This is a genomic window from Streptomyces sp. NPDC031274 (assembly GCF_055570235.1).
Genome location: NZ_JBVIHP010000042.1, coordinates 20,930 through 40,470, shown reverse-complemented (window position 1 = coordinate 40,470; position 19,541 = coordinate 20,930). Strand labels below are relative to the sequence as shown.

General features: G+C 72.1%; 1 protein-coding gene. It reads right to left on the bottom strand.

Annotated elements, in window-relative coordinates:
- Nucleotides 1-71: 71 nt before the first annotated feature.
- Entirely contained in the window at nt 72-19,496 is a 19,425-nt protein-coding gene (locus tag ACZ5CR_RS41250) for a type I polyketide synthase (protein WP_468867655.1), read from the bottom strand.
- Nucleotides 19,497-19,541 lie beyond the last annotated feature (45 nt).

Below are 19,541 nucleotides of genomic sequence, written 5' to 3'. Positions count from 1 at the left end.
CAGCTCAGGTCAGGTCAGGTCGTCGGGTCAGATCAGGTCAGATCAGGTTGGTGAGAGTCCGTACCCGCTGGTCAGGACCTTCCGAGTTCGTCGTCGATGATGTCGAAGACGTCGTCGAGGGTTGCCGAGGTCAAGTCGTCCGCCGCGGGCTCGGGTTCGCTCTCGTCCCAGGTGGACAGGAGCGAGCGAAGCCGCAGCCGGATGTCCCCGGCCAGAGCGTCGTTCGGGTCGAGTTTGGAGATGGTGACCGTCAGCTTGTTCAGCTCGCTGAGCACCACGGCGGCGGGGGTGCCGTCGCCTTCGAGCACCGTTGTCCGGAGATGGGCCGCGAGTGCCGCCGGGTTGGGATGGTCGAACACCAGGGTGGCGGGCAGTCGCGAGTCGACCTCGGCGTCGAGCCTGTTGCGCAGTTCCACGGCGGTGAGCGAGTCGAAGCCGAGCTCCTTGAACGCCCTATCCGCCTCGACGGCGTCCGGTCCGGGGAAGCCGAGCACGGCCGCGGTGTGGGTGCGGACGAGCTGCACGAGAGTCCGGTCCTGCTCCGCCTCGGTGAGGCCGGCGAGCCGCTGGGCCAGCGGGACCGCGCCGGAGCCGTCGCCGGACCGTGCGGTCCGGCGGGCGGGTGTCGGAACCAGGCCGCGCAGCAGCGGCCGTACCTGCTCCGGGTGGGAGCGCAGCGCTGCCAGGTCGATCGCTGCGGGCACCGCGGTCGCGGTGCCCGTCGTGTGCGCCGCGTCGAACAGTGCCATGCCGTCCGCGGAGGACAGCGGGGTCATGCCGCCCCTGGCCATCCGCTGTACGTCGGCGTCGTCGAGATGCCCTGTGATGCCGCTGGCCTCGGCCCACAGGCCCCAGGCGAGCGATGTCGCGGGCAGCCCGGCGGCCCTGCGGTGCTGTGCGAGTGCGTCGAGGAACGCGTTGGCGGCCGCGTAGTTGCCCTGGCCGGGGCCGCCGAACACCCCGGCGGCGGCGGAGAACAGTACGAACGCCGTGAGGTCCGTCCCCAGGGTCAGTTCGTGCAGGTGCAGCGCGGCATCGGCCTTGGGCCCGAACACCGTATCGATGTGCTCCGGGGTCAGGGACTCGATGATGCTGTCGTCGAGGACACCCGCCGTGTGGACGACCGCGGTCACGGGGTGTTCGGCAAGGAGCGTGGCGACCGCGGCGCGGTCGCTGACGTCGCACGCCACGACGGTGACGCGCGCGCCGAGGTCGGCCAGTTCCCGGCGCAGTTCCTGCGCGCCCGGTGTGGCCGGGCCGCGCCTGCCGGTCAGTACCAGGTCCCGGACTCCGTGGCGGGTGACGAGGTGCCGTGCGGTCACGCCGCCGAGCACGCCGAGACCACCGGTGATCAGTACGGTGCTTTCGGGGGTGAACGCCGTCTGCTCGGGGGCGTCGGCCGGAGCGGCGAGCCGCGTGAGCCTGGCCACCGTGGCGGTGCCGTTCCTGATGACCACCTGCGGTTCCCCGGTCGCCACGGCGGCGGGCAGCCTGCGCAGCGACTTCTCGTTCCCGGCCGTGTCGGCCAGGTCGGTCAGGTCGGTCAGGTCGGCCAGGTCGGTCAGGTCGGCCAGGTCGGTCAGGTCGGTCAGGTCGGTCAGGTCGGTCAGGTCGGTCAGGTCGGTCAGGTCGTCAACGTCGGCGAGGACGAATCGCTCCGGGTGTTCCGACTGTGCCGACCGCACCAGGCCCCAGGCGGGAGCGCGCACCAGGTCCGGTACAGCCTCGTCCGGTCCTGCCGGCACCGCGCCGCTCGTCAGGAACACGAGCCGCGACGCGGCGAACCGGTCGTCCGCGAGCCAGGACTGGAGCAGGTCGAGGGTGTGGTGCGTGGCCTCCCGGGGGGTTGTCGCGCCCTCGCCGGGTGTCACGGCCACGCAGTGCGGCACGGGCGCGCCCGCGTCGACGGCGGTCAGGAGCGCGGCCAGGTCGGCGTGTTCGTCCACCGGTTCGCCGGCCGCGGTGAGCGCGTGGGCGAGGCGGGCGGTGTCGTCGCCGAGGACCGCCCAGGTGCCGGTTTCGGGAGCGGCGTCCGGCATCGGCACCCACTTCACCTCGAACAGCGAGTCGCGGTGGGCGGAGCGTGCGGCGTTGAGCTGGTCGGCGGAGAGGGGGCGCAGGCTCAGCTCGTCGACGGCGGCGACCGGCTCGCCGGAACCGTCGGCGACGAGCACCGCCACAGAGTCCACGCCGACCGGCGTCAACCGGACCCGCAGCGCCGTCGCCCCGGTCGCGATGAGTCGCACCCCGGCCCACGAGAACGGCAGGCCGTCCGAGTTCGCCCTGAGCCCGACGGCTTGCAGCGCGGCGTCCAGGAGAGCCGGGTGCAGGCCGAAGTTCTCGTCGGCGAGGCCGTCCGGCAGTGTCACTTCGGCGAACACCTGGTCGCCCTTGCGCCAGGCGGCGCGCAGGCCCTGGAAGGCGGGGCCGTGGTCGAGGCCGGAGGCGGCGACGGTGGCGTGGTGACTGTCCAGGTCGACGGGTTCGGCTTCGCTCGGGGGCCAGATGACGAGGTCGTCGGTGACGGGGTGGGCTTCGGCCGTCAGGGTGCCGGTGGCGTGGCGGGTCCACTCCCCGCCCTCGTCCCTTCGGGAGTCCACGGTGAAGGTCCGGCTGCCGGAGCCCGGTGCGTCCGTCGCGCCCGACACGTCGGGTCCTTCGAGGCTGAGTCGTATCTGGACGCCGTCCCGTTCGGGCAGCACCAGGGGCGCTTCGAGGACCAGGTCGTCCAGGGACGCGCAGCCGACGTGGTCACCGGCGCGCAGTGCGAGCTCGACGTAGGCCGCGCCGGGGAGCACCGCGGTGTCCAGGACGCGGTAGTCGGCGAGCCAGGGGTGGGTGCGCAGGGACAGCCTGCCGCTGAACACGAGGCCCTCGGAGTCCGCGAGTTCGGTGACGGCCGCGAGCAGGGGGTGATCCACCCGGCCGAGTCCTGCCGATGTCACGTCGCCGGACGCGGTGTGCGCCGTCGTGGGCCAGAAGCGCAGGCGCTGGAACGGGTACGTGGGAAGGTCCACGCGCCGGGCTTCGGGGAACGGCAGGGCCACCCGGCCGCCGCGCACGAACAGCCTGCTCGCCGAGTTCAGGAGCCGGTCCTTGCCGCCGTCGCCGCGTCGCAGCGAGCCGACGACCAGGCCGTCGGCGCCGGCCAGTTCGCCGAGCCCGGCCACCAGGACCGGGTGCGGGCTGACCTCGACGAAGGTGGTGAAGCCTTCCGCCACCAGGGTGGAGACGGAGTCCGCGAACTCCACCGTCTGGCGCAGGCTGCGGTACCAGTACGAGGCGTCCAGGTCACGGGTGTCCAGCCAGCCGCCGGTCAGCGGCGAGTAGTACGGCACGTCGCCGGAACGCGGCGCCACGTCCGCCAGTCCCTCCAGGATCTCCGTCTCGACCTGTTCGACGTGGTGGGAGTGCGGGGCGTAGTCCGCCTGGACCCGCCGCGCCCATACGCCCTGTTCGGCGCAGACCTCCATCAGCTCGTCCAGCGCGGCGACGTCGCCGGAGACGACGACCGACGCGGGGCCGTTCACCACGCCGACGGCGAGCTGTCCGTCCCACCTCGCGAGGAATTCCCGTACGTCGTCCACGCCGAGCGCGACCGAGACCATGCCGCCCTGGCCCGCGAGGGCGGTCAGCGCCTTGCTCCGCAGGACGGCGAGGCGTGCCGCGTCCTTCAGGGACAGGGCGCCCGCGACGCACGCCGCGGCGATCTCCCCCTGGGAGTGACCGAGTACGGCGCTCGGCTCGACGCCCCAGGACCGCCAGGTGGCGGCAAGGGACACCATCACGGCGAACAGTGCGGGCTGGACGACGTCAAGACGCTCCATCAGCGCGGGGTCCTGGATCGCGTCGAGGAGCGGCCAGTCGACGTACTCGCCCAGTGCTTCCGCGCACTCCTCCATCCGCGTACGGAACACCGGTGAGGAGTCGAGGAGTTCCAGGGCCATGCCGACCCACTGCGTGCCGTGGCCGGGGAACACGAACACCGTACCGGTGCCACGGTTCTCGGCCGTGCCGGTCACGACGTTGGGAGCCTCGCGGCCTTCGGCCAGGGCGGCGAGGCCGGTGCTGAACTCCTCCCGGCCGAGGCCCACCACGACGGCCCGGTGGTCGAACACCGAGCGGGACCGCAGCGAGTGGGCGATGTCGGCGGCCGACACGGTCGCGTCGGCGCCTTCGAACTCCTCGCGGAGGCGGGACGCCTGTTCCCGCAGTGCTTCGGCGGATCGCGCCGAAAGGACCCACGGGACCACGCCCGGCTCTCCCGGCCCTCCCGGCTCTCCCGGCTCTCCCGGCTTGATTTCGGGGGACGTCGTCTCGGGAGCCTGCTCGATGATGGTGTGTGCGTTGGTTCCGCTGAATCCGAACGACGACACACCCGCTCGCCACGGCCGGTCCACGGCGGGCCACTCGCGCCGGTCGGTGAGCAGTTCCATCGCTCCGGCCGACCAGTCCACGTGCGACGACGGTTCGGTGACGTGCAGCGTCCGCGGCAGCACGCCGTGCCGCATCGCCATGACCATCTTGATCACACCGGCGACACCGGCGGCGGCCTGGGTGTGACCGATGTTCGACTTCACCGAGCCCAGCAACAGCGGCCGGTCATCAGGGCGTCCCTGGCCGTAGGTGGCGAGCAGGGCTTGGGCCTCGATGGGGTCGCCGAGGGTGGTGCCGGTTCCGTGCGCCTCGACCGCGTCCACGTCGGACGGCGTGAGGCCCGCGCTTGCCAGGGCCTGGCGGATGACGCGCTGCTGTGAGGGGCCGTTCGGGGCGGTCAGGCCGTTGGACGCGCCGTCCTGGTTGACGGCTGATCCCCGTACGACGGCGAGCACTTGGTGGCCGTTGCGCCGGGCGTCGGAAAGGCGCTCGACGATGAGCATGCCGACACCTTCGCCCCAGCCGGTGCCGTCGGCACTGTCCGAGAAGGCCTTGCAGCGGCCGTCCACGGACAGTCCGCGCTGCCGACTGAACTCGATGAACGCGCCCGGCGTCGACATCACCGTCACGCCACCCGCGAGGGCCAGTTCACACTCCCCCGACCGCAGCGCCTGCGCCGCCAGGTGCAGGGCGACCAGGGACGACGAGCACGCCGTGTCCACCGTCACCGCGGGGCCTTCGAGGCCGAACGTGTACGACAGGCGGCCGGACATGACGCTCGCCGCGCTGCCCGTCGCCACATGCCCGCCCACGTCCTCGACGGCATCACCGAGGACAAGCCCGTAGTCCTGCACGTTCGAGCCGACGAACACGCCGACCCGCTCGCCGCGGACCGAGCTCGGGTCGATGCCCGCCCGCTCGAACGCCTCCCAGGAGGTTTCAAGGAGCAGCCGCTGCTGCGGGTCCATCGCGAGGGCCTCACGCGGTGAGGTCCCGAAGAAGGTCGCGTCGAAGTCCGCCACACGGTCGAGGAAGGCGCCCCTGCGCGAGTACGTCGTGCCGATGCCCGCGGGGTCCGGGTCGTACAGGGCCTCCAGGTCCCAGCCGCGGTCGGCCGGGAAGTCCGTCACCGCGTCCCCGCCCGACAGGAGCACCTGCCACAGGTCCTCCGGGCTGGTGACGCCGCCGGGGTACCGGCACGTCATCGCCACGATCGCGATGGGCTCGTCGGTCACGACCGGCGGTGCGGTGTCCGGTGTCGGTGCCAGGGGCGACTCGCCGTACGGTTCCAGGACCGCCGACAGCAGATGGTCGGCGAGCACGGCGGGGGTGGGGTAGTCGAAGACCACGGTCGCGGGCAGGGTCAGGCCCGACGCGGCCGCGAGACCGTTGCGCAGTTCCACGGCGGTCAGCGAGTCGAAGCCCAGGTCGCGGAAGGCCCGTTCGGGATCGACAGCACCGGCGGTGGTGTGCCCCAGGACGGTGGCCGCCTGCGCCACCACCAGACCGCGTACGAGTTCGCCCTGCTTGGCCGCGTCAAGGCCGGTGAGTCGGCCCCGCAGCTCAGCCCCCTCCTGATCGGACCCGTCCGACCCTGCGGACGCGGCAGACCCGTCGGCCTTGGCGGTCCGGCCCGCGATCGCGTCTCGTGCTTCGGGGAGATCGGCGAGCAGCGGGCTCGGCCTGCCGATGGTGAACGCGGGTGCGAACCGTGCCCAGTCGACGTCCACCACGACGGTGCTCGCCGTGCCGCCGCCGACCGCGTCGGCGATGGCGGCCACCGCGAGGTCGGGTTCAAGGGCCAGGAGCCCGCGCCGGGAGAGCTGCCGCTGCGCCTCGTCGTCGGCCATGCCGCCCCCGCCCCAGGGACCCCAGGCCACAGCTGTGCCCGGCAGGCCGTGCGCGGTGCGGTGTTCGGCGAGGGCGTCGAGGTAGGCGTTGGCCGCGCTGTAGCCGACCTGGCCGCCGCTGCCCCAGATGCCGGCGATCGAGGAGTAGGAGAGGAACGCGTCGAGCGGTGTGTCGGCGAGCAGTTCGTGCAGATGCGCCGCGCCCGCCACCTTGGCGCCAACCACGTCCGCGAAGCGCGCGAGGTCGGTCTCCTCGACAGGGGTGCTGTCGTTGAGTCCAGCGGTATGTACGACGGCGTCGACCTGGTCTCCGGCGGCGGCCAGGCCGTCGAGCAGGGCCGCGAGCCCGTCCCGGTCGGCGATGTCGACGGCGGCGACCGTGACGCGTGCGCCGAGTTCGACGAGCTCGGCCTCCAACTCCGCTGCTCCCTCGGCCTCGTTGCCGCGACGGCTCACCAGGACGAGGTGCTCGGCGCCGTGCGCCGCGGACCAGCGCGCGGCCCTGGCACCCAGGGCGCCCAGACCACCGGTCACCAGTACCGTGCCGCGCGGCGTCCAGCCGGAGCCTGAGTCCGGTGCCACCGAGTCGGCCCGGCGGACGCGGCGTGCGAACACACCGGACCCGCGTACGGCGACCTGGTCCTCCGCCCCGCCGAGCAGCCCGCACAGCCGTGCGGCCACCCGCTCGTCCACCGTCTCCGGAAGGTCGACCAACCCGCCCCAGCGTGAGGTGAGTTCCAGCGCGGCGGCCCGTCCGAGACCCCACACCATCGACTGCGCGAACCCTGCGACCGCGTCATCCGCGACCGCCGCCACCGCACCGGATGTCGCACACCAGAGGGGCGCTTGTACGTCCGCGTCGCCGAGGGCCTGGATCAGCGCGAGGGTGGCTGCCACGCCCTTCGGCACCGCGGGGTGGTCGGAGTGCGGCGACTCGTCGAACGCCAGCAGCGACAGGACTCCGCCGACCTCTTCTTCGCTCGCGAGAACCTGGGCGACGGCCGCACGCAGCGCGTCGGCAAGGCCCGCGCGGTCCGCGCTCGCCGCAGCGTTGGCCGCAGCACTGGCCGCCGTGTCGGCCGTGTCGGCCTCGACCACGGCGAGTGCCAGGCCACCGGCCGCGAGCAGCTCGCTCAGCGCGGCGGCGCGCTCGTCACCGGGGGGCGCCACGACCAGCCAGGTGCCCGAGGGCGGCGTCGTCGTGGGAACACCGACCGGCTTCCAGCCGACGGTGTAACGCCACTTGTCCAGCGTGGACTTCTCGTGGCTCCGGCGCCGCCACGACGTCAGGAGCGGCAGCACGGCGCGGAGCGAGTCGGTGGCCCCGTCGTCGGTGATGCCCAGGGACGACGCGAGCGCGGTCGCCTCCTCGCTGTCCACCGCGGCCCAGAACTTCGCCTCGTCCGCGTTCGTGGCGGCCTCGACGGCGACGGGCCGGGCGTCCATCCAGTAGCGCTGGTGCTGGAAGGCGTACGTCGGCAGGTCAACGCGCCGACCGCCGCTGCCCGCGAAGAATCCGGCCCAGTCGACCACCACACCCCGCGTGTACAGCGCGGCAACCGTAGTGACCAGCGCGACCTCCTCGGACCTGTCCGCACGCAACGCGGGCAGGAACACCGCATCCGGCGCACCGCCAAGCCCCAGCGCCGACAACGTCCCGCCCGGACCAACCTCGACGAACACCCCGGCGCCCTGCTCACACAACGCCACCACCGCATCGTGGAACCGCACGGACTCCCGCACATGCCGCACCCAGTAGTCGGGCGAGGCAAGTTCTTCGGCGGTGGCCAACCGGCCCGTCAGCGTCGACACGATCGGGACCGCCGGAGCCTCGTACGAAACGTCCTCCAGTACCCGGCGGAACTCGTCGAGCATCGGGTCCATCAGCGGCGAATGGAACGCGTGACTGACCTTCAGGCGAGACACCTTCCGCCCCGCCTCACGCCACCGCTCGGCGACGACCTCGACGTCAGCGGCCACACCGGAAACGACCACCGACGTCGGACCGTTGACCGCCGCAATGCCCACCGTCTCCGGCAGATCCACAGCAACCTCGGCCTCGGACGCCTGGATCGCCACCATCGCGCCACCAGACGGCAGCGCCTGCATCAGCGCACCTCGCGCCGACACCACCTTGACGGCGTCGGTCAGCGACCAGACACCGGCCACGTACGCCGCTGCCAGTTCGCCGATGGAGTGTCCGGCCAGCACATCGGGACGTACACCCCAGGACTGCAGGAGGCGGAAGAGGGCGACCTCGACGGCGAACAGGGCAGGCTGCGTCACCCCGGTCTCGTTCAGGGCGTCGGCATCCTCACCGAACAACACTTCACGGACCTGCGGGTCGAATGCGTCAAGAACCTCGTCCAGCACTTCGGCGAACACCGGGAAGCGGTCGGCCAGTTCGCGTCCCATGCCGAGCCGCTGCGAACCCTGTCCCGAGAAGAGGAAGCCCAACCGGCCGGGCTCGCCGGCGACTCCCCCGACCACGGCACCGGTCGTCCGGCCGTCGGCCACGGCCGTCAAGGCCGCCAGGAACTCGGAGCGGTCGGCGGCCATCACCACGGCACGGTGGTCAAGGACCGACCGTGACGTCGCGAGCGAGTAGCCGATGTCGACCGGCGCGTGCTCGTCCACCAGGGACAGCAGGCGCTCGGCCTGGCCACGCAGGGCGCCCTCGTCGCCCGCCGAAAGCACCCACGGCACCAGGCCACCGTCACGCGCCGGCTCCGGAGCTGCCTCGGGTTCGGCCACCGGGGCCTGCTCGATGATGGCGTGCGCGTTCGTACCGCTGAACCCGAACGACGACACACCTGCTCGCCACGGCCGGTCCGCGGCAGGCCACTCGCGCTGATCGGTGAGCAGTTCCACCGCACCAGCCGACCAGTCGACATGCGGTGACGGCTCGTCCGCGTGCAGGGTTCGGGGCAGCACGCCGTGCCGCATCGCCATGACCATCTTGATGACACCGGCGACACCGGCGGCGGCCTGCGTGTGACCGATATTCGACTTCACCGAGCCCAGCAACAGCGGCCGGTCATCAGGGCGGTCCTGGCCGTAGGTGGCGAGGAGCGCCTGGGCCTCGATCGGGTCGCCCAGCTTGGTGCCGGTGCCGTGTGCCTCTACCGCGTCCACATCGGACGGCGTGAGGCCCGCGCTGGCGAGCGCCTGGCGGATGACGCGCTGCTGCGAGGGGCCGTTCGGCGCGGTCAGGCCGTTGGACGCGCCGTCCTGGTTCACCGCCGAACCGCGGATGACGGCAAGGACCGGATGCCCGTTGCGCTGGGCGTCCGAGAGCCGCTCGACGAAGAGCATGCCGACGCCTTCGCCCCAGCTGGTGCCGTCGGCGCCCGCGCCGAACGCCTTGCACCGGCCGTCCAGCGACAGTCCGCGCTGGCGGCTGAACTCGATGAACGCGCCCGGCGTCGACATCACCGTCACGCCACCGGCAAGGGCAAGCTCGCACTCCCCCGTCCGCAGCGCCTGCACCGCCAGGTGCAGAGCCACCAGGGACGACGAGCACGCCGTGTCCACCGTGACGGCAGGGCCTTCGAAGCCGAAGGTGTACGACAGACGGCCCGAGGCCACGCTGGCCGCGTTGCCGGTCGCCACATAGCCGCCCACGTCCTCGGCAGCGTCGCCGAGGACAAGGCTGTAGTCCTGGGCGTTCGACCCGACGAACACGCCGACGCGCTCACCGCGCAGCGACGCCGAGTCGACCCCGGCGCGCTCGAGGAGTTCCCAGGAGGTCTCGAGCAGCAGCCGCTGCTGCGGGTCCATCGCGAGGGCCTCACGCGGCGAGATGCCGAAGAAGCCCGCGTCGAAGCCGCTCACGTCCGACATGAACGCGCCTGAGCGCAGGTATGTGGTCCCCACCGTGTCCGGGTCGGGGTCGTACAGGGCCTCGACGTCCCAGCCGCGGTCGGTGGGGAACTCCGTCACCGCGTCGCCGTCCGACAGGAGGAAGTCCCACAGGCCCTCCGGGCCTGTCACACCGCCGGGGAACCTGCACGCCATCGACACGATGGCGATCGGCTCGTCGGTCACACCGGAGACGCCTGAGACGCCAACAGGGGCGGAGGTGGTGGGCGTCGAATCCACGCCGGACAGCTCTACGCGCAGATAGGCGGCCAGGGCGGCGGGCGTCGGGTAGTCGAACACCAGGGTCGCGGGCAGGGCGATGCCCGTGGCCTCGCGGAGCCGGGCGCGCAGTTCCACGGCCGTCAACGAGTCGAAACCGAGCTCCTTGAACGCACGTGTCGGAGAGAAGGCGTCGCCGGACACGTGACCAAGGACCGCGGCGGCCTCGTACCGGACAAGATCAGTGAGCTGCCGCTCCTGCTCGGCCGCGTCCAGACCCGCGAGGCGCCGCGCGAGAGCCGACGTGCCGCCCTGCTCAGTGGGAGCGGCATCGAACGCGGTGCGGACCTCGGGCAGTTCGCCGAGGAGTGCGCTCGGGCGTTGCGCCATGAACGTGCCCGCGAACCGGCTCCAGTCGACGTCTGCGACGACGATGTTCCCGTCACCGCGCTCAAGGGCCGTGGCCAGACCGGCGACAGCCACATCCGGATCCATCGTCGCAAGGCCCCAACGGCGCAGCTGCGTGGCCTGCTCGTCGGTCGCGACCATGCCGCCGCCGCCCCACGGGCCCCATGCGACGGCCGTGGCGGGAAGGCCCGCCGCCCTGCGGTGTTCGGCGAGGGCGTCGAGGTAGGCGTTGGCAGCCGCGTACGCGCCCTGCCCGCTGCTGCCCCACACACCGGCGATGGAGGAGAACAGGACGAACGCGTCCAACTGCAAGTCGGCGAGCAGCTCATGCAGGTTCCGCGCGCCGTCGGCCTTCGCCGTCAGTACGTCGGCGAACTCGGCGAGGTCGTCCGGGTCGAGGTCGGCGAGGGCGGCCGAGCGCTCGATGCCTGCCGCGTGCACGACAGCGGTGAGCGGAAACTCGGTGGGTACGGACGCGAGCACGTCGGCCAGCGCATCCCGGTCGGCCGCGTCACAGGCCGCGATCGTGACCCGGGCGCCCAGCGCGGTCAGCTCCGCACGCAGCTCGTCCGCACCATCGGCCTCGGGTCCACGCCTGCTGGTCAGCAGGAGATGTTCGGCGCCCTTGCCCACCAGCCATCTGGCCACGTGTGCGCCCAGTGCGCCGGTGCCGCCGGTGACAAGGACCGTGCCGCGCGGCGACCAGCCGTCGCCGGACGCCTCGCTCACCGGCGCGGTGACCAGCCTGCGGCTCAGTACCTTGCCGCCGCGCAGCGCGACCTGGTCCTCGCCACTCGTCCCGGCGAGCACGGAAGCCAGCAGATCACCGGTCCCGCCGTCCTGCGCCTCGGGCAGATCCACGAGACCGCCCCAGCGGGCCGGCTGCTCCAGCGCGGCGACCCGGCCGAGGCCCCACAGCATCGACTGCTCGAACCCGGCGACGGCGTCACTCCCGCCCACCGACACCGCGCCCGAGGTCAGGCACCACAGCGGTACGTCCCTGTCGCCGAGAGCCCGTAGCAGCCCAACCGTGGCCGCGACACCCACGGGCACAGTCGACCCGCCCGCGTCAGCGAACCCCAGCAGCGAGACAACCCCGCTCAACGACGGCAACCCGCCCAACTGCTCCGCCCAGTCGACCGCTCCCGCGTCCACGTACAGGACACGCACGTCCGCACCATTGCGGGTCAGCGCGTCGCCGACCCACCCGGCGCGCTCCTCCCCGGCCGCCGCGACGACCAGCCAAGCACCGTCCAGTCGCCGATTCCCTGCGACCACCGACCGCCATTCGACCCGGTACCGCCAGCCATCGGCCGTGGACCGGTCCCGCTGCTTGCGGCGCCACGCGGACAAGCGGGGGAGCACGGCGCTCAACGGATCGTCGGACGACACATCGAGCGTGCGGGCGAGATCCGCGATGTCGCCCTCTTCCACGACCTCCCAGAAGCGCGCCTCCACCGGCGATATCCGCTCGGCGCCCTTGTCGGCATCGTGCACGTCCGGAGTGTCCAGCCAGAAGCGCTCACGCTGGAACGCGTACGTCGGCAGGTCGACGCGCCGTGCGCCGCGACCGGCGAAGAACGCCTCCCAGTCCACCTCGACACCGCGTACATGCAACTGCCCGACAGTCGTCGTGGCGGCCACCGCCTCGGGGCGATCGCCACGCAGCGTGGGTACGAAGGTTGCCTCCGGCGCGGACTCCTGGCCCAGCGCCGACAGCGTCCCGCCCGGGCCGACCTCGACGAAGGTCGTCACGCCCTCGGCGACGAGCGTGCCGACGGCGTCGGCGAACCGCACCGACTCGCGCACGTGCCGCACCCAGTACTCCGGCGACGACAACTCCTCGACGGAAGCACGGACACCGGTCAGCGTCGAAACGATCGGGAGCGCGGGAGCCTCGTACGACACGCCATCGAGGACCCGCCGGAACTCGTCGAGCATCGGCTCCATCAGCGGCGAGTGGAAGGCGTGACTGACCTTCAGGCGAGACACCTTCCGGCCCGCCTCGCGCCACCGCTCGGCTACCGCCTCAACATCAGCAGCAACACCAGAGACAACCACCGACGATGGGCCGTTCACCGCCGCAATGCCCACCGTCTCCGGCAGATCCACAGCAACATCGGCCTCGGACGCCTGAATCGCGACCATCGCGCCACCAGACGGCAGCGCCTGCATCAGCGCACCACGCGCCGACACCACCTTCACGGCGTCAGCCAGCGACCACACGCCCGCCACATGCGCGGCGGCCAACTCACCGATCGAATGCCCCGCCAGCACATCGGGACGCACACCCCACGACTCAAGCAGCCGGAACAAAGCCACCTCAACCGCGAACAACGCGGGCTGCGTCACCCCCGTCTCATTCAGCGCATCAGCATCCTCACCGAGCAACACCTCACGGACCTCAGGCCCGAACTCCGCAAGCACAGCCTCCAGAGCTTCGCCGAACGCCGGGAAACGGGCCGCCAGTTCACGCCCCATACCCAGCCGCTGCGACCCCTGCCCCGAGAACAAGAAACCCAACCGGTGCGGTGTCGCCTCACCGACCACGACACCAGGGCCACCACGCCCCTCGGCGAGCGCGGTCAGAGCCGACTGGAACTCGGCGAGGTCCGCACCGACCACCACCGCGCGGTGCTCAAGGGCCGCCCGCGAGAACGTCAGCGAACGGGCCACGTCCGCCACTGCCAGGCCCGACGATCCGTCCACGAACGACTTGAGCCGTCCGGCCTGCGCCCGCAGTGCCTCGGGGCTCTTGGCCGACAGCGTCCACGGGACGACCGTGCCGGCAGGCAGCGGCTCCGGGGCTTCTTCCTGCTCGGTCTCGGGGGCCTGCGGGGCCTGCTCGATGATGGCGTGGGCGTTCGTACCGCTGAACCCGAACGACGAGACGCCCGCGCGCCACGGCCGGTCCGCGGCAGGCCACTCGCGCTGATCGGTGAGCAGTTCCACCGCACCCGCCGACCATTCCACGTGCGGTGACGGCTCGTCCGCGTGCAGAGTGCGGGGCAGCACACCGTGCCGCATCGCCATGACCATCTTGATCACGCCCGCCACGCCCGCGGCGGCCTGCGTGTGACCGATGTTCGACTTGATCGAGCCGAGCAACAGCGGGCGGCCGGCGGGGCGGTCCTGGCCGTAAGTGGCGAGGAGCGCCTGGGCCTCGATCGGGTCACCCAGCTTCGTACCCGTGCCGTGCGCCTCGACCGCGTCCACATCGGACGGCGTGAGGCCTGTTGCCTCCAGAGCGGCCCGGATGACCCGCTGCTGCGAGGGTCCGTTCGGGGCGGTCAGGCCGTTGGACGCGCCGTCCTGGTTGACCGCGGATCCCCGTACGACCGCCAGGACTTGGTGGCCGTTGCGCTCGGCGTCCGAAAGACGCTCGACGAGCAGCATGCCGATGCCCTCGCCCCAGCCGGTGCCGTCCGCGTCGGCCCCGAAGGCCTTGCAGCGGCCGTCGACCGAAAGTCCGCGCTGGCGGCTGAACTCCACGAACGCGGCGGGCGTCGACATCACCGTCACACCACCCGCGAGCGCCAGCTCGCACTCGCCCTTCCGCAGGGCCTGTACCGCCAGGTGCAGGGCCACCAGCGAGGAGGAGCACGCTGTGTCGACCGTCACCGCGGGGCCTTCGAGGCCGAAGGTGTACGACAGGCGGCCGGAGATGACACTCGCCGCGCTGCCGGTGCCGAAGTAGCCGTCGACGCTGTCCGGCGCGGCCATCATCAGCGTCGTGTAGTCCTGGCCGTTGGTGCCGACGAACACACCCGACCTGCTGCCCCGCAGCGAGTCGGGGTCGATGCCCGCCCGCTCGAACGCCTCCCAGGAGGTCTCAAGGAGCAGCCGCTGCTGCGGGTCCATCGCGAGGGCCTCGCGCGGCGAGATGCCGAAGAGCGTCGGGTCGAAGTCCGCGACGTGGTCGAGGAACGCGCCCATACGGGAGTACGACGTGCCGATGCTCGCCGTGTCCGGGTCGGGGTTGTACAGCGCCTCGACGTCCCAGCCGCGGTCCGTGGGGAACTCCGTCACGGCGTCCTCGCCCGACAGGAGCACCTGCCACAGGTCCTCCGGGCTCGCCACACCGCCCGGGAACCGGCAGGCCATCGCCACGATGGCGATCGGCTCGTCGGTCACGCCGGAGACGGCGTTGGGGGCTAAGGCGGCAGGGGACGCTCCGGACAGTTCCGTGCGCAGGTAGGCGGCCAGGGCAGCGGCCGTCGGGTAGTCGAACACCACGGCCGCGGGCAGGGCGACACCGGTGGCCTCGCTGAGCCGGGCGCGCAGTTCCACCGCCGTCAACGAGTCGAAGCCGAGCTCCCTGAAGGCACGGGTCGCGGAGAAGGCGTCGGCGGAGGAATGACCGAGTACCGCGGCGGCCTCGGACCGTACGAGGTCGGTCAGTTGCCGCTCCTGCTCGGACTCGTCAAGACCCACGAGGCGCTGCGCGAGAGCCGACGTTCCGCTGCTCCGCTCGGCTGGGGCCGTGTCGAACGCGGCTCGCACCTCGGGGAGTTCAGCGAGGAGCCCGCTCGGGCGCTGCGCCATGAAGGCTCCGGCGAACCGGGTCCAGTCGACGTCGGCAACGGTGATCTTGCCGTCGCCGTTCTCGATGGCAGAGCCGAGACCTGCGAGCGCCGCGTCGGGGGCCATGGTGGTCAGGCCGAGGCGCTGGAGGTGGGTGGCCTGTCCGGAGTCCTCGACCATGCCGCCGCCGCCCCACGGGCCCCACGCGACGGCTGTGGCGGGAAGGCCTGCCGCCCTGCGGTGGTCCGCGAGGGCGTCCAGGTAGGCGTTGGCTGCCCCGTACGCGGCCTGGCCGCCGCTGCCCCACACTCCGGCGATGGACGAGAACAGGACGAACGCGTCCAACTGCGTGTCGGCAAGGAGCTCGTGCAGGTTCCGCGCGCCGTCGGCCTTCGCCGCCAGGACCTCTGCGAACCCGGTGAGGTCGTCCGGGTCGAGGTCGGCGAGGGCGGCCGAGCGCTCGACGCCCGCCGTGTGCACGACGGCGGTGAGCGGCGGGATGCTCTCCAGCATCGCCGCGACGGCGTCCCGGTCGGCGACGTCACAGGTGGCGAACGTGACCCGGGCACCCAACTCGACGAGCTCGGATTCCAGTTCCTCGGCCCCTGTCGCTGCCCTGCCGCGACGGGCGGCAAGCACGATGTGCTCGGCTCCGTGCGTGGCCAGCCAGCGCGCCACGTGGCCGCCCAGGGCGCCGGTGCCGCCGGTGACCAGGACTGTGCCGCGCGGCGACCAGTTCTCGCCTGAGGCGTCGCCCAGCGGGGCGGGGACCAGTCTGCGGCCGAGGATCTCGTTGCCGCGCAGGGCGATCTGGTCTTCGCCGATCGTCTCGGCGGTTCCTTCCGCCGGTTCGGCGAGAGCGGAGGCGAGCAGGTCTCCGGTCGCGTCGTCCTGCGTCTCGGGCAGGTCGACCAGGCCGCCCCAGCGGCCGGGGTGTTCCAGCGCGGCGACCCGGCCGAGGCCCCACAGCATCGACTGCTCGAACCCGGCGACCACGTCACCCGCGCCCGCCGACACCGCGCCCGACGTCAGGCACCACAGCGGTACGTTCCTGTCGCCGAGAGCCCGCAGCAGCCCAACCGTGGCCGCGACACCCACGGGCACAGTCGACGCACCCGCGTCAGCGAACGCCAGCAGCGAGACAACCCCGCTCAATGACGGCAACCCGCCCAACTGCTCCGCCCAGTCGACCGCTTCCGGGTCCACACTCAGCACGTGCACGTCGTCCACGCCGTTGCGCGTCAGCGACTCGCGCACCCACTCGGCACGCTCTTCACCGGCCGGAGCGACAACCAGCCAAGCACCGTCCAACTTCCGCCTACCGGCTGCCACCGACCGCCACTCGACCCGGTACCGCCAGCCATCGGCCGTGGACCGGTCCCGCTGCTTGCGGCGCCACGCGGACAAACGGGGCAGCACGGCGCTCAACGGGTCGTCGGACGACACACCCAGCGTGCGGGCGAGATCGGAGGGGTCGCCCTCCTCCACTGCCGCCCAGAACCGCGCGTCCACCGGCGATATCCGCTCGGCGCTCTCCTCGACGGCCGGCGCGTCCAGCCAGTAGTGCTCGCGCTGGAACGCGTACGTCGGCAGGTCGACCCGGGTGGCGCCGCTGCCGTCGAAGAGGGCGGCCAGGTCCACCGGGACACCGCGTACGTGCAGTTGGCCGATGGCGGTGGTCAGGGCGACGAGTTCGGGCCGGTCGCCGCGCAGCACGGGTACGAAGGCGGCCTCCGGGGTGTTGAGCTGCCCGAGACCGGAGAGCACGCCACCGGGGCCGACCTCCAGGAAGACATCGACACCCTGCTCGCGCAGCGCCACCACCGCGTCGTGGAACCGCACGGGCTCGCGCACGTGCCGCACCCAGTACTCCGGCGACGTCAGCTCCTCGGCGGTGGCCGAACGGCCGGTCAGCGTCGACACGATCGGGATCGCCGGAGCCTCGTACGACACGCCATCGAGGACCCGCCGGAACTCGTCGAGCATCGGCTCCATCAACGGCGAGTGGAAGGCGTGACTGACCTTCAGCCGTGACACCTTGCGGCCCGCCTCGCGCCACCGCTCGGCCACCGCCTCGACATCAGCCGCGACACCGGAAACAACCACCGATGTCGGGCCGTTCACCGCAGCAATGCCCACCGTCTCCGGCAGATCCAAGGCGACCTCGGCCTCGGACGCCTGAATCGCCACCATCGCGCCACCGGACGGGAGCGCCTGCATCAGCGCACCACGCGCCGACACCACCTTCACGGCATCCGCCAGCGACCACACACCCGCCACATGCGCCGCAGCCAACTCACCGATCGAATGCCCCGCCAGCACATCGGGACGCACGCCCCACGACTCAAGCAGCCGGAACAGCGCGACCTCGACCGCGAACAACGCAGGCTGCGTCACCCCGGTCTCGTTCAGGGCGTCGGCGTCCTCACCGAACAACACCTCACGGACCTCAGGCCCGAACTCCGCAAGCACAGCCTCCAGAGCCTCGCCGAACGCCGGGAAACGGGCCGCCAGTTCACGCCCCATACCCAGCCGCTGCGACCCCTGCCCCGAGAACAAGAAACCCAACCGGTGCGGTGTCGCCTCACCGACCACGACACCCGGGCCACCACGCCCCTCGGCCAGCGCGGCGAGACGGTCGATGGTGGTGGTCCGGTCCTCGGCGAGGAGTACGGCGCGGTGCTCGAACAGGGACCGTGTCGTGGCCAGCGAGTAGCCGACGCCCGCAGGGTCGAAGTCGGCGGAAGCCTCCACCGCGGAGCGGAGACGGTCGGCCTGGGCGCGCAGCGCGTCGGGGTTGCGGGCGGACAGCACCCACGGAGTGACGGCGGGGGCCTGCGAATCGTCGGCCATTGTGGGCGCCGGTTCGGGGGCGGGCGCCTCCTCCAGGATGACGTGGGCGTTCGTGCCGCTGACGCCGAACGAGGAGACACCGGCGCGGCGCGGTTCATCCGTCCGCGGCCACTGCTGACCCTCCGTCAGCAGCTCCACGGCGCCGGCCGACCAGTCGACGTGGCTGCTCGGCTCGTCGACGTGGAGGGTCTTGGGCAGCACACCGTGCCGCATCGCCATGACCATCTTGATGATGCCGCCGGCCCCGGCCGCCGCCTGGGAGTGACCGATGTTCGACTTCAGCGAGCCCAGCCACAGCGGCCGGTCCGCGTCCCGCTCGGCGCCGTAGGTCGCGATGAGGGCCTGTGCCTCGATCGGGTCGCCAAGGGTGGTGCCGGTGCCGTGCGCCTCGACGGCGTCCACCTGCGCGGGGGTGAGCCGAGCGCTCTTCAGCGCCTGGTTGATCACCGTCTGCTGGGACGGGCCGTTCGGCGCGGTCAGGCCGTGGGACGCGCCGTCCTGGTTCACCGCCGAGCCACGCACGACCGCGAGAATGGGGTGTCCGTTGCGCTGCGCGTCGGACAGACGCTCCACCAGGAGCATGCCGACACCCTCGCCCCAGCCGGTGCCGTCGGCACTGTCGGAGAACGCCTTGCAGCGGCCGTCCACGGACAGGGCGCGCTGCCTGCTGTACTCGACGAACGTACGCGGCGTGGACATGAAGGTGGCACCGCCCGCGAGCGCCAGGGAGCACTCGTCGCGGCGCAGCGCCACCATCGCGAGGTGCAGGGCGACGAGCGACGACGAGCACGCCGTGTCCACCGTTACGGCGGGCCCGACGAGGCCGAGCGTGTAGGCGATCCGGCCGGAGGCGATGCTGCCCGCGCTGCCGTTGGCGAGGAAGCCCTCGAACCCTTCGGGCGCCTGCGGCAGCCGTGTCGCGTAGTCGTTGTACATGACGCCCGCGAACACGCCGGTCCTGGTGTCCCTGGCCTGCGCCGGGTCGATGCCGGCCCGCTCGAACGCCTCCCAGGAGGTTTCGAGGAGCAGTCGTTGCTGCGGGTCCATCGCGAGGGCCTCGCGCGGGCTGACGCCGAAGAAGGCCGGGTCGAAGCCCGCGGCGCCCTGCAGGAATCCGCCGTGCCGGGTGATCGAGGTGCCCGCGTGCTCCGGGTCGGGGTCGTAGAGCGATTCGACGTCCCAGCCGCGGTCGGAGGGGAACTCCACCACGGCGTCGCGGCCCTCGGACACCAGCTGCCACAGGTCTTCCGGCGACTCGACCCCGCCCGGGTAGCGGCAGCTCATCCCGATGATGGCGATGGGCTCCTGCTCGCGGTCCTCGACCTCGCGCAGGCGTCGGCGTGCGGTGCGCAGATCGGTGGTCGCCCGCTTGAGGTAATCGCGGAGCTTGTCCTCGTTCTGCATCGTGCGTGTGCTCCTTACGGCGGGGCGGGCGAGTTCGTTGTGGTC